The sequence below is a fragment of the Halonotius aquaticus genome, assembly GCF_003605575.1.
Classification (GTDB): Archaea; Halobacteriota; Halobacteria; order Halobacteriales; family Haloferacaceae; genus Halonotius; species Halonotius aquaticus.
In genome coordinates this window covers 53,772-65,553 of sequence record NZ_QKNY01000005.1, presented here as the reverse complement: position 1 = coordinate 65,553, position 11,782 = coordinate 53,772, and the positions used below count along the sequence as shown (strand labels likewise).

At 63.7% G+C, this 11,782-nt stretch carries 9 protein-coding genes; all 9 read right to left on the bottom strand.

Going from position 1 to position 11,782, the window contains the following annotated elements; genetic code table 11:
• Positions 1-15: 15 nt before the first annotated feature.
• Positions 16-1,428 carry a dihydrolipoyl dehydrogenase family protein gene (locus tag DM826_RS03460; protein ID WP_120101503.1) on the bottom strand — a complete coding sequence of 471 codons (1,413 nt, stop codon included), beginning with the start codon at positions 1,426-1,428 and terminating at the stop codon, positions 16-18.
• Positions 1,429-1,933: 505 nt separating this feature from the next.
• Positions 1,934-2,914 carry a bifunctional 2-dehydro-3-deoxygluconokinase/2-dehydro-3-deoxygalactonokinase gene (gene kdgK1, locus DM826_RS03455; RefSeq protein WP_120101501.1) on the bottom strand — a complete coding sequence of 327 codons (981 nt, stop codon included), beginning with the start codon at positions 2,912-2,914 and terminating at the stop codon, positions 1,934-1,936.
• A 60-nt stretch (positions 2,915-2,974) separates the two neighbouring features.
• Complete coding sequence (gene mutL / locus DM826_RS03450; RefSeq protein ID WP_120101499.1) at positions 2,975-5,299, bottom strand: DNA mismatch repair endonuclease MutL; 2,325 nt, start codon at positions 5,297-5,299, stop codon at positions 2,975-2,977.
• A complete protein-coding gene (locus DM826_RS03445; protein ID WP_120101497.1) occupies positions 5,292-5,729 on the bottom strand; it encodes an NUDIX hydrolase in 438 nt (145 codons plus the stop codon). The genes mutL and DM826_RS03445 overlap by 8 nt, the downstream gene beginning before the upstream one ends.
• A gap of 249 nt (positions 5,730-5,978) precedes the next feature.
• Entirely contained in the window at positions 5,979-6,251 is a 273-nt protein-coding gene (locus DM826_RS03440) for a DUF7123 family protein (RefSeq protein WP_120101495.1), read from the bottom strand.
• Positions 6,252-6,254: 3 nt separating this feature from the next.
• Positions 6,255-6,506 (bottom strand): hypothetical protein, encoded by a 252-nt coding sequence (locus DM826_RS12780; RefSeq protein ID WP_133304627.1) that lies wholly within the window; start codon positions 6,504-6,506, stop codon positions 6,255-6,257.
• Between the two features lie 231 nt (positions 6,507-6,737).
• A complete protein-coding gene (mutS, locus tag DM826_RS03435; RefSeq protein WP_120101493.1) occupies positions 6,738-9,416 on the bottom strand; it encodes a DNA mismatch repair protein MutS in 2,679 nt (892 codons plus the stop codon).
• Positions 9,417-9,476: 60 nt separating this feature from the next.
• Positions 9,477-10,826 (bottom strand): bifunctional hydroxymethylpyrimidine kinase/phosphomethylpyrimidine kinase, encoded by a 1,350-nt coding sequence (gene thiD / locus DM826_RS03430; protein WP_120101492.1) that lies wholly within the window; start codon positions 10,824-10,826, stop codon positions 9,477-9,479.
• A 114-nt stretch (positions 10,827-10,940) separates the two neighbouring features.
• Positions 10,941-11,765, bottom strand: coding sequence for an SAMP-activating enzyme E1 (gene ubaA, locus DM826_RS03425; protein ID WP_120101491.1), 825 nt, complete (start codon positions 11,763-11,765; stop codon positions 10,941-10,943).
• Positions 11,766-11,782 lie beyond the last annotated feature (17 nt).

Sequence of the window (11,782 nt, the reverse complement as noted above, 5' to 3'; positions counted from 1 at the left end):
ACCAAGCGGCCGAACCTACGCCAGTTTCGATGCCGTCTCCCGGAGTAACCCATCGAGCAGTTCCGGCAGCGTCGGGTGATAGGCCCGATCCGGCACCTCGCGGACATCGAGTTCGTTCTCGACGAGCACCTGCAGCGTTTTCGCCATCGTGTCGGAGTGGGCATGGAGCCCCTGATAGCCAAGCACGGTGCCAGTGTCGGCATCGACAGTCAGGCGAGCGAGGCCGTAGGGAAGATCCTTGACGGTGAACACGCCGTCGTCTTTGGCCCACCGGGTCGCGGTGACGACCTCGTGGCCGGCGGCGTCGGCCGTCTCGGGTGTGTGGCCTACCCGAGCGAAGGGATAGACGCTGGCCCCTGAGAAGATGACGTGATGGTGGACAGTTTCGTAGGGCTCCATCGGCTCGCCGGCGTGGTGAGCGAGGATATTCTCGGCGGCAGCGAACCCTTGTTCTTTGGCGACATGGAGGATCGGTTCCTTGCCGTTTGCGTCGCCAACGACAAACACCTGCTCGTCGTCGACAGCAGCCATCGTGTCGTCGACCCAGCCCGCACCAGGGTCGATCGCTGTGGTGTCGAGGCCGAGGCGATCAATCGAGGGGCGGCGACCGGTAAACGTGAACAGTGCGTCGGCTTCGATAGCCCGGTCGTCGGTTTGGTCGTCCTCGTCGTCGACGTAGAGACGGACGCCGCCATCGTCGGTTGATTCGATCCGCTGTTCGGTTGTGTTGGTGAGGATGTCGACGCCGAACGCCTCTCGATAGAGCGTCATGAGTTCGTCGCCGAAAATCGGATCGGCCTCGTCGATCGGCCGGGCATCGTGTTCGATAACGGTGAGGTCGACACCCGCCTCAGCGAGATACGGCACGAGTTCGAGGCCGATATAGCCAAAGCCCATGACGACCCCCGAGTCAGGGAGATCGGTCGCCGCGAGCACGTCCTTGCTCGTCATCGGCTCAACGGCGTCCATACCAGGCAGATCGGGGATGGACGGCGAGGAGCCCGTGGCGATGACGACGTAATCGGGCTCGTAGCGGTCGCCGTCGATATCGATAACGCGGTCGTCGACGAACCGGGCGGTGTCGTGGATGAACTCGACGCCCGCGCGGTCAGTCAGCTCATGGATCGCCTCCCGGCGATGGGCTGCGAAGCGGTCGACGTGCTCGTCCTTCCGGGCGACGACACGGTCAAGATCGATCGTCGGCGGGTCGCCCGCAAGTCGGTCGTCGACGCGAGCCTGAAACCGGTGGGCCGCCGTCGACAACACCTCCTTTGAGGGCATACAGCCGTTGCGAATACAGAGCCCGCCGCCGGGGTCGCCGTCATCGACGAGCGTCAGTCGATCGATCTCGCTGCCGACATGCTCGGTCAAGGTGTCAGCGACGGCTGACCCCGCGCTGCCGTAGGCACCGATAACGAGGACGTGCATGGTCGGCGGTCGGCCCGCGGCTACAAAACCGTATGGCGGCTGGCCGGCGCGGCATCACAAGCGCGCGGCTAGACGATGATAAGAGGGTGAAATTCACCAACGAGAAAGGCGTAGATGTGGGAAGCACGTATCACTTCCCGACCTGTTCCGGGCAGGCGTGTTCGACAGTCGCCGTCGTTGACACGAGGCGACAACTGTGCATTTCGACGTGGGATATAAATAAGTGGTGTTTAGAATATCAATTAAAATAATACAATGGATATATCATGATTGGATCCAACCTAAGGTAGCGAGGATAACAGTGCTATGGGTACACTCAAATTATAGTTTTTGAGAACCTGATCCTGATTTTTATTATGCTCGCACGTGTTGGTTCAGCTACCGTCTGACCGTGTTCCGGGCAGGCGGTGGCCGTCTCCGGGCAGGCGGCACGCGACTTCCGGGCAGGCACCGCAGTTCATTCCGGGCAGGCGTGCGGTGCAGCAGTTGCGATCGGTTTTTGTTCTTATCGAGCGATCCCAGCCGACTCATCAGCAAGCACCGACTCGATCTCCGCGCGTGTCGATACCAACACATCACCCGTGATCGTCCGCTTGACCGCCGCAGCCGCCGCCGCATACGCCTGGGCGGTTTCGACATGCTCCGGCGTCAACGCGCCGTCGCCGTTGGTGAGCAGTTCACCGAGGAAGCCGCCGACAAACGCGTCGCCGGTGCCGATGGCATCAACCGTCTCATTCGAGTAGATCCCCTCTTCGATGACCGTTTCGTCGACGAGTGCGAGCGAGCCATCCGCGCCGCGAGTGACGACAACCGCATCAAGCTCATAGTCGGCGGCCAGCTCACGAGCGACCGCTGCGGCGTCGCCGTCGTAGCCGAGGATGCTTTTGGCATCTCTGAGCGGCGCAAACAGGAGGTCGACGCGGGGCAGCAGGCTATCATAGGCGATCGCGGCCGCCTCCTGTGACCAGAGCTTCGAGCGATAGTTGAGATCGAACGAACACAACGTGTTGGCCTCCGCAGCGATGTCTAAGAGGTCGCGTGTCGTCTCGGCGGTGGCGTCGCTGAGCGCGGGCGTGATCCCGGTGGTGTGGAACACGTCAGCGTCGGCGACGGACTCGGTATCAAGTTCGTCGGTACCGACCGTCGTGATCGACGCATTGGCACGGTCGTAGACGACAGTCGTCTCTCGTGGGTCGGCCCCGTATTCGAGATAGTAGGTGCCGAGCCGGGCGGTATCGCTGTCATCCCACGCAACCGCAGGCGTCACGTCATGACCGCGAAGCGCGCGAGTGACCCGCCGACCGAGCGGGTTTGCCGGGAGCTTCGAGCACCACGCCGCGTCGACGCCGAGACAGCTTGCGGCGGCGGCAACGTTGCTTTCGGCGCCACCGACCTGTGCGTCCAGCTCACCCTCCGTTTCGAGCCGCGTGCCGCGGGGCGGCGAAAGCCGGAGCATCGTCTCGCCGAACGTCACCAACTCAGCCATAGTATCGACCGCCGTGCATACCGCGTAGTTGGGCGGTACGGCTCTTAATTCCAGCCGTTGTCACTCCGCTCGCCGACCGTGGCCGGGGTAGTCGCGCTCGAAGCGGTCGGTGATCTCCTCACGGGTGATCTCGATGAGCACCGGCCGGCCATGCGGGCAGGCATAGGGATTCTCACAGTCGTCGAGGGCCGACAGCAGGTCAACAACTGAGCCCTCAGTGAGCGAGGTGTTGCCGGTCACCGAAGGATGACAGGCGAGATCGGCGAGCAACTCGTCGATGGCAGCTTCAACAGTTGCGTCGCCATCAGCTGATTCGACGACACCGAGCAGCGCGTCACGAAGGAACTCGGGTTCCAGTGTCGTCTCGAAGATCGCCGGCACACCGGTGACAGCAACCTCGCGGTCGCTGACGCGCTCGGCGCGGAAGCCGATCGCAGCGAGGGAGTCGGCAACCGACTCGAAGAGGGCTGCCTCGCGGGCGGTGAGTTCTAGAGAAACTGGCTCGGCGAGTGTCTGGGTCGCCGGCGACTCGCCGAGAGCGGCCTGCAGGCGTTCGTAGTTGACGCGCTCGTCGGCGGCATGCTGGTCGATCAACACCAGCCCATCGTCGGTCGCCGCCAACAGATAGGTGTCATACAACTGGCCGAGCACTCGAAGGGTCGGCAACGTGTCATACCCCCGCTCGGCGGTTGTCGTCTCGCCGGTGAGCGTTCGCTGAGTCGTTGGCTGCGTTGGCTCGAACGCCCGCGCGTCAGGGGGTGGGTGTGCAGTAGTGTCTTCGTTAGTGGCAGTGCTGTCAGTCTCGCCGTGCTCGACTGGGGGGGATTCGGCCGACGATTCCGCTGGTGTCGTCGCTGCGGTGGTGTCCGGCGTTGCGGGAGTATCTGTTGCGGGGGTGTCTGTTGCGGAGTCGTCCGGCGTCGACAGACCATCTGCTGTCGACTGCTCGTCCGGTGTCGACGAGTCGGCTGCTGTCACCGGATCGGTCGCCTGCTCGACGGATTCGGTCGGTGTCGACTCGGTTGCGATGTCGTCAACGACCCAACTGTCCTCCGCGCTCGGATCGACCGGCTCGGCAGGATCGACGCCGTCAGCGGGCTCTGTAGGCGTCGCCTCTGACTCCGAGGTCTGGGGATCGGCCGTAACGTCAGCGGCGTCGTTGACGGTGGAAGGTTCAACAGGAGAAGCAGTATCATCGCGGTCAGACGAACGATCGGCGTCGACATCGCCGACCCCAACAGCGTCACCAGCTTTATCACGGTCGCCACCGCCGACAGCGGTTGTGTCGGGGGATTCCGGCTCGATAGCTGTCTCCTCGGGTGCCGATCGCCCGCGGGGGGCCGACGAGCGGATCAGGCCATCGTCAAGCAGGGCCTCGGTCACAGCCTCGCGGACAGCGGATTCAACGGCATCCTCGTCGTCGAACCGTACCTCTGTTTTGCGCGGGTGGACGTTGACATCGACCGATCCTGGCGGGACATCGACAAAGAGCACAGCGAAGGGATATCGGTCAGGAGCCAGTTGGCCGCCGTAGGCGTCGACAACCGCGCCCCGCAGCAGCGACGCCGTCACGTATCGATCGTTGACGAACGTCGCCAGATACGATCGAGTGCTTCGGGTCGTCTCCGGGTCGCTGACAAGCCCCGAGATGCGTGCAATTGGCCCATCGCTGTCTGGCTCATAGTCGACTTCGATCATCGCTTCGGCGACATCGCGGCCGTACACCGCGAGCACAGCCGAGCGCAGCGAGCCGGTGCCCTCGGTCGCAAACACCTCCCGACCGTCATGTTCGAAGGCGACGGCGACATCGGGGTTTGCGAGGGCGTACTGGCTGACGACCGTGTTGACGTGATCGAACTCGGTGCGGTCGCGGTTGAGGAACTTCCGGCGGGCAGGCGTGTTGTAAAACAGGTCGTCGACTTCGACGGTCGTCCCGACCGGGCAGCCGGCAGGATCGATCTCGCCAACGTCGCCGCCGTCGACGGTGAGTTCGGCTCCCGAGGCGGCGTCGGCCGGCCGCGAGCGAACCGTTAGCCGGGAGACAGCACCGATCGTGGCGAGAGCCTCACCACGAAAGCCGAGAGTGCCGACGCCGGCGTCGAGATCGTCGATATCGTTGATCTTGCTCGTTGCGTGTTCGGCGACCGCAAGCGAGAGCTCGGATTCGGGGATTCCGTGGCCGTTATCGCGGACGCGGATGTGCTCAGTACCGCCACCTTCGATGGCGACGGCGATCCGGGTTGCGCCCGCATCAAGGCTGTTTTCGATGAGTTCCTTGACGACGGAGGCAGGTCGTTCGACGACCTCGCCGGCGGCGATCCGCTGAACCGTCTGTTCGTCGAGATGGCGGATAGCGTCGTCAGTGGGGGCAGCGTCCTCAGTCATCGGTGGCAGCCGTCTGTCCGATCGGCGACTCTTCGGCAGCCAACAGCCGATCGATCGCCGTCTGGTGGATACTCACCGTCAGAAACGCATCGCGGGCGGTCGACGGCGAGACCCACTCGTAATCACAGTGCTCGTCGCTGAGCTCAACATCGGTCGTTTCAGCCTCACAGTAGTAGACGACGCTGAACCGGCCGCGGCCAACGTCGTTGCGCCAGGCGGCGGTGTGGATCGGCTCGCCGACGGTCACCGAGAGGCCGGTCTCCTCGGTTACCTCCCGTTTGAGTCCGACGATCGGGGCCTCGGTAGCCCCCATCCGACCGCCGGGGAGTTCCCAGGTATCGGCGTCGACCTGCATCACCAGTAGCTCGTCGGCAGGCGACCGGATGAGTGCCTTCTGGCTGACTTCGGCGATCAACGGTTGGTCAGTCATCGGTAGGTAGGAGGTGTCGGCGGTGATTCACCTCGTCCGGCTGGCAGCCGACCCCTCGGCTGCTGGCGGATCGATGGGAAGCGAACGATTGCATTAGCTGAGTTTTGTGGGTGAGCGGTATGAATCCATTGTTGCTTCCGTGTCATGTCAGCGCGACGAATGCGTTCCACGGCGCCGGAAGTTGATGGTAGTTGTTGCTGGTGGTGAGAGAACAGCACCGAAAGGAGTGGGTGGATCGACGGTGAGCACTCAGGCGGTTCGCTCGACGCGCCACGTCGTCGCGCCGGTGTACGACCACCGTTCGATCGAGAGATCGTCGATCGAGTCTTGGAGCTTGACGATCAGGGCACCGATCTCTTTGGCGGAGAGGCCGACTTCCTCAGCGATAAACTTGCTTTTGAAGTACATATCGCCGGCGTCGGCACGCTCACGCAGATAGTTGGCAAGCCGTGCCTCCTTCGATTGGGGGCTATCTACGTCGGGCGATTCCTCGGTCTGAACGGGTTGGGTCGTCACAGTCATGGATTATGGTCTCTTGTACTGGTGGCCAGCAAGCAATGCGAGCAGTTGACAACCGAGCAGTCCAAGGAAGACTGCCCCAGTGTGCGTGCCGATACCGAGGGAGAGGACTGGCAGGTAGACTGCCGGCAGGACGATCGCCGCCCAGAAGCCAAGCCAGCGGATCGGCTGGGTGAGCGACAGACTATGGGAGGCCTGCGGGGGCGACTCGGCTTCGGCCGGCGGCGACCGACCAACGGTTGATGGGGAACCTGTCATTGAGTGCTCACCGTCTACCCGTGTCAACAGGCCGTACCCATATATAATAGCCCGAGCGTTCGGAAGAATTCATCGTCTAAAACGTCGTAAAACGTACTCAACTGATAGTTTATAATGCTCTCAAACGCCGTTAGACCTTTTACAATTGTATCTCAACCACTTACTTTCATTCAAGCAAAAATCACCGGTGAATGAACGACCACCGTGTTTAAATATGAGTTTCAGTGCCGCTCAGTGCTGGGCGTCATCAGCGTCGGCGAGCTGTTCTTGCCACTGCTGTACCTTCGCCATCAGCTCGACCGGCGGTGTTTCGTCGATATCGGTCGCCTCTAGCTCCGAGAGTACCGATGTGACCGCCGGATCGGGCGCCTCACTCGTCTCGGTTGCCGCGGCAGCGTCCGCACCGTTGTTGGCCGCCCGAAACTCACCCGCACTCAGATCAAAAACCGCCTGTGTCGGCTCATCGGAGCCGCTGCCTTTCGCTTCGACAGCCTTCTCCGACCGAAGTTTGTCGAGGACATCGCGCGCGCGGCCAACAACAGGATCAGGGACGCCCGCAAGGTCGGCGACGTGAATCCCATAGGAGCGGTCTGTCGCGCCCGCTTCGACCGTCCGGAGGAAGGTGATCTCCTCGTCGCTTTCGCCCTCGTTGGCGACGGCGACGTGGACGTTGCCAACGCGGTCGAGATGGGAGGCCAGCGCGGTCAGCTCATGGTAGTGGGTCGCAAACAAACAGTGACAGCCGATTCGGTTGTGAATATACTCTGTTGCGGCCCATGCGATCGAAATCCCATCGTAGGTCGCGGTACCACGACCGACTTCGTCGAGGATCACCAGCGATTCGTCGGTCGCCGAATGGAGGATGTTGGAGAGCTCCTGCATCTCAACCATGAACGTCGATCGACCCTGCGCGAGTTCATCGAGTGCGCCAACGCGGGTGTAGATCCCGTCGACGACGCCGACGGTCGCCGCGTCGGCGGGAACAAAGCTGCCGACCTGTGCGAGTAAGGTAATCAGCGCAGCCTGTCGCATGTAGGTCGATTTCCCGCTCATGTTCGGCCCCGTCACAAGCAGAAAGCCGCGGTCGTCGTCAAGCCGGAGGTCGTTAGGCACGAACTCGGTGGTCTGTTCGACAACGGGATGGCGACCAGCCGTGATGTCGAGGGTGCCCGGCTCGGCCAGTGTCGGACGACACCAGCCGTTGGCGGCGGCATGAGTTGCCAGCGAGCAGTAGACATCAAGTTCGGCGATGGCTCGGCCCACGTCTTGCAGCAACGCTGCCTGCTCGGCAACGGTTTCGCGGAGTGCCTCAAAGAGCTCATATTCGAGGTCGCCGCGTTGTTCTTCCAAGCGAAGGATTTCGCGCTCACGCTCGGCTAACTCGTCGGTGACGAACCGTTGTGAGTTTTTCAGCGTCTTGACGTGCGAGAAGGAATCGGGGACGGCGTCGGCTTCCGACTGGCCAACCTGGACGTAGTAGCCGTCGGTTTTGTTGCGGCCGACCGAGACGTGGGTGAGTCCATGTCGCTGTTTGAGACGGTCAGCCAGCCCATCGAGCCACTCCTTGGCGGCCTCGTGTTGGTCGATGAGATCATCGAGGTCGTCGTCGTAGCCGCGTTTGAAAAGTTCGCCCTGTGTCACCGTCTGTGGTGGATCCGCAACGATGGCATCGCCCAGCGTTGCCCGAAGGTCGGCTGCGGCGTCCCGGTCGATGTCGGCGAGAACGCCGGATAGTGGCGAGTCTGCGAGTTCACCATCCGTGAGTTCACTGGCGATATCGGGCAGCAGTGCCAGTGTGTCACGGATCGATAGCAACTCGGTTGCGCCCGCGCTCCCGCTGGCGACGCGGCTGGCGAGGCGTTCGAGATCGCTCGCGCCCGCAAGCGTTTCTTGGAGTCGTTGGCGGGAAAGCGCGGCCGAGGCGACGGCGGCGACGCTGTCGAGGCGGCGATCCAACGTTGTGTGGTCGCGGCGCGGCCGGGTCAGCCACTCCCGCAGCAGTCGACGCCCCGGACTCGTTTCGGTGTGATCGAGTGTCGCCAACAACGAGCCGTCGCTGTCGCCCTGCATCGTCTCAACGAGTTCGAGGTTGCGCTGGGTCGTCGCATCGAGCGTCAGATGGTCGTCGGCTGTATACGGCTGAAGCCGCGTCATCGATTGCCGGACGCCGACGCCAGTTTCGGCGACGTACGCGAGAATTGCGCCCGCAGCCCGACGTGCCAACTCGGAGTCCAGCCCGATGCTGTCGGCGGTTTCGTCGCCGAACTGTTCGGTGACGGCATGGGTCGCTCGTCCGGGCGCAAAGGCATCGGTGGTGTGCAGCGTCACCTCGGCGTCGCTGCGGTCGGTGACCGCATCGAGAAACGCGTCGTCGGTGCGGACGGCCGGGCCAGGCAGCAGTTCGACGGGGTCGAACCGATAGCATTCGGCGACCGCGCTGTCGCCATCTGCGACCTCGGTGACAAGGAACTGGCCGGTTGTGATGTCGGCGAAAGCAAGTCCGTAGGGGCCGCTGTCGGCGGCGTTGTCGTCGACAGCGGGTGCGACGACCGCTGCGAGATACTGGGCGTCGCTGTCGGCGGTTTCCAGCAGTGTGCCGGGCGTGACGCGGCGGGTGATTTCTCGGTAGAAGTCGCCCGAATCATCCTCGAACTGGTCGGCGACAGCGACGGTGTAGCCGCGTTCGACGAGCGCGGTGAGGTACGGTTGGAGTTCCGAGACCGGCACGCCAGCCATCGGGTAGGATTCGCCGCCGGAGGATTTCGTGGAGGTTGTCAAATCCAGTTCGGCAGCCACACACTCGGCGTCATCGTCGAAAAACTCGTAGAAATCGCCGCACTGCATCGCCACCAGATCGGCGTCGCTGTCGGCCTTCAACGCGTGAAACTGGCCGACGATTCCCTGAGACATACCGGCCGTGGGGCGGACAGTCGCTAAAACGCTACGATGCAGGTGGCAGTGGTGCCGCCGTCACTCCGTAATTAGCGCGTCGTGAAGCCCCACCAGCCGCTTGCGGAGCGTCGCCGCCGTGGGTGCAGCCACGATCACCGCAGGCTGTCGATCCGCACCACCGGCGTCGATGATCGCTGCCGGGGGCACGTCAGCATCGTCGAGTGCGGTTGCGACGACCTCGGTCGCGCTCGCCCCTGAACCGCGGACGACCGCCCCATCGAGTGTGTCGAGAGCCTGCTCGACAGCGTCGTCAAGGCGACAGGTGGCCGCAAACCGGAGCGCGGGGAACACCTCGCGGGCAGCTAAGAGTTGGTGGGCGAGGTCGCTGCCGACACCAGATCGAACCCCGGCGTTGTGTCGGATCCCGGTTCGCGTTTGGCTGAGGCGGCCGTCAACGCCGACAACCTCGGCGGCTGACTCGGCGTATCGGGTCGCGCCGACAACATTCATACCGCCGGCGGGAACGAGGGGTTCGACGTTGGTCTCGACCAGTCGGGCGACGATCCGCTCGACGGCGGCGGTTGTCGCCTCGCGGTCGGCACGTTCACGCATCTCGACGAGGTGATGCACCGATCCCGGCCCCTCGCCAGCGTCGATCCCGTAGCGAACGGCCCGCTCCATGAACGCGACGCCGCCGGCGACGGCCTCGGTGAGCGTTTCCTCGTGGGCCAAGCGGGCGGCGATAGCACTGGAGAGCGTACAGCCTGATCCATGTGTCGCGTCGGTGTCGATGCGCGGATGGCTGAACCCTTCGGTGTGGGTTGCGTCGGTGGCTGACTCGTCGATGACGAGCGTGTCGACAACGTCGTCGCCGTCGATGTGGCCGCCCTTCACGAGCGCGGCGTTGGCCCCTAAGTCGACGATATCGCGGCCCGCGGCCTCGGCGGCGTCGACGCTGTCGACCGTCCGGTCGGTCAGGAGTTCGGCCTCATCGGCGTTCGGCGTCACGAGTGTCGCGTGATCGAACAACGCCTCGTAGGCGGCTTCGGCGTCCTCGCTCAGCAGGCGGTCGCCGGTCGCCGCGACCATGACGGGGTCGACGACAACCGGGCCGTCGAACTCGGCGAGGCAGTCGGTGACGGTCTCGATCACCGCAGCGGTGGCAAGCATGCCGGTTTTGATCGCACCGACATCAAAGTCGTCGACGACGGCGTCGTACTGGGCGGCGATGTGGTCGGTCGGCAGGACGTTGATGTCCTTGACGCCGGTCGTGTTCTGGGCGGTCGTCGCGGTGATCGCCGAGGTGCCGAAGGCGTCGTGGGCTTCGATCGTTTTGAGATCCGCTTGGATGCCCGCGCCGCCGCCGGAGTCGCTGCCGGCGATGGTGAGGGTTACCGGCAGGGAGACAGGTGCGTGTGTGCGCGTCATGGGTTGATTCGGGTGCTAGAAGCGGTCGGTTGGGTGACACCACTCGTCATAGCTACCGATACGTCGGTTTCGGTAAAAAGTCGCGGGACTCGCTGGGTGCTGTCGGCGTCGATCTCAGGCGTTCGGTTGTGGGTCGTCGATCCCACAGCCGTCGCTGTAGTCGACCGCGGCGATCGAGTCGATGCCGCCCTCGCCGCAGACCGGGCAGTCCGGCGACTGCTGGTAGGGGACGCGTTCGGTCGCGAGTTCCATCGCATCATACGAGAGCAGCGTGCCGACCAGCGGGTCGCCAACCCCGACCAGCAGTTTCACGGCTTCTGTCGCCTGCAGACAGCCGATGGTGCCCGGCAACACACCCAACACGCCGGTCGTCGCACAGTCGGGGACGGTACCCGGATCAGGGGCCTCAGGAAACAGACATCGGTAGCAGGGCCCGTCGGGAACGAGCGTCGTGACCTGGCCCTCAAACTTGTAGACCGCGCCGTTGACCAGCGGAACCTCCGCCAGCCGACAGGCGTCGTTGAGCAGGTATCGCGTCGGGAAATTGTCGGAGCCATCGACGACGAGGTCGTAGTCGGCGATCAGTTCGGCGGCGTTGTCGGGGCTGAGGCGTCGGTCGTGAGTTTCGACCGTCACGTCGGGATTGAGGTCGGCGACGAACGCCGCCGCACTGTCGACTTTCGGCCGGCCCACATCGCTGTCGGCGTGGATCACCTGTCGCTGGAGATTTGACCGCTCGACGACATCGTCGTCGACGACGCCAAGCGTGCCGACGCCGGCGGCCGCAAGATACTGGATAACCGGCGCGCCGAGGCCGCCCGCGCCGACGACGAGCACACTGCTATCCAGCAGTGTTGCCTGCCCCTCGGGGCCGATCTCGTCGGTGATGAGATGCCGCGAGTAGCGGTCAAGTTGGGTTGCATCCAGCGAGAGGCTCATAGCCCCAGGTTGGGCGA

What these genes read in the sequence shown, in the direction of transcription:
- DM826_RS03460 (WP_120101503.1), bottom strand. Translation starts at nt 1,428, where the DNA reads ATGCACGTCCTCGTTATCGGTGCCTACGGCAGCGCGGGGTCAGCCGTC.
- kdgK1 (WP_120101501.1), bottom strand. Translation starts at nt 2,914, where the DNA reads ATGGCTGAGTTGGTGACGTTCGGCGAGACGATGCTCCGGCTTTCGCCG.
- mutL (WP_120101499.1), bottom strand. Translation starts at nt 5,299, where the DNA reads ATGACTGAGGACGCTGCCCCCACTGACGACGCTATCCGCCATCTCGAC.
- DM826_RS03445 (WP_120101497.1), bottom strand. Translation starts at nt 5,729, where the DNA reads ATGACTGACCAACCGTTGATCGCCGAAGTCAGCCAGAAGGCACTCATC.
- DM826_RS03440 (WP_120101495.1), bottom strand. Translation starts at nt 6,251, where the DNA reads ATGACTGTGACGACCCAACCCGTTCAGACCGAGGAATCGCCCGACGTA.
- DM826_RS12780 (WP_133304627.1), bottom strand. Translation starts at nt 6,506, where the DNA reads ATGACAGGTTCCCCATCAACCGTTGGTCGGTCGCCGCCGGCCGAAGCC.
- mutS (WP_120101493.1), bottom strand. Translation starts at nt 9,416, where the DNA reads ATGTCTCAGGGAATCGTCGGCCAGTTTCACGCGTTGAAGGCCGACAGC.
- thiD (WP_120101492.1), bottom strand. Translation starts at nt 10,826, where the DNA reads ATGACGCGCACACACGCACCTGTCTCCCTGCCGGTAACCCTCACCATC.
- ubaA (WP_120101491.1), bottom strand. Translation starts at nt 11,765, where the DNA reads ATGAGCCTCTCGCTGGATGCAACCCAACTTGACCGCTACTCGCGGCAT.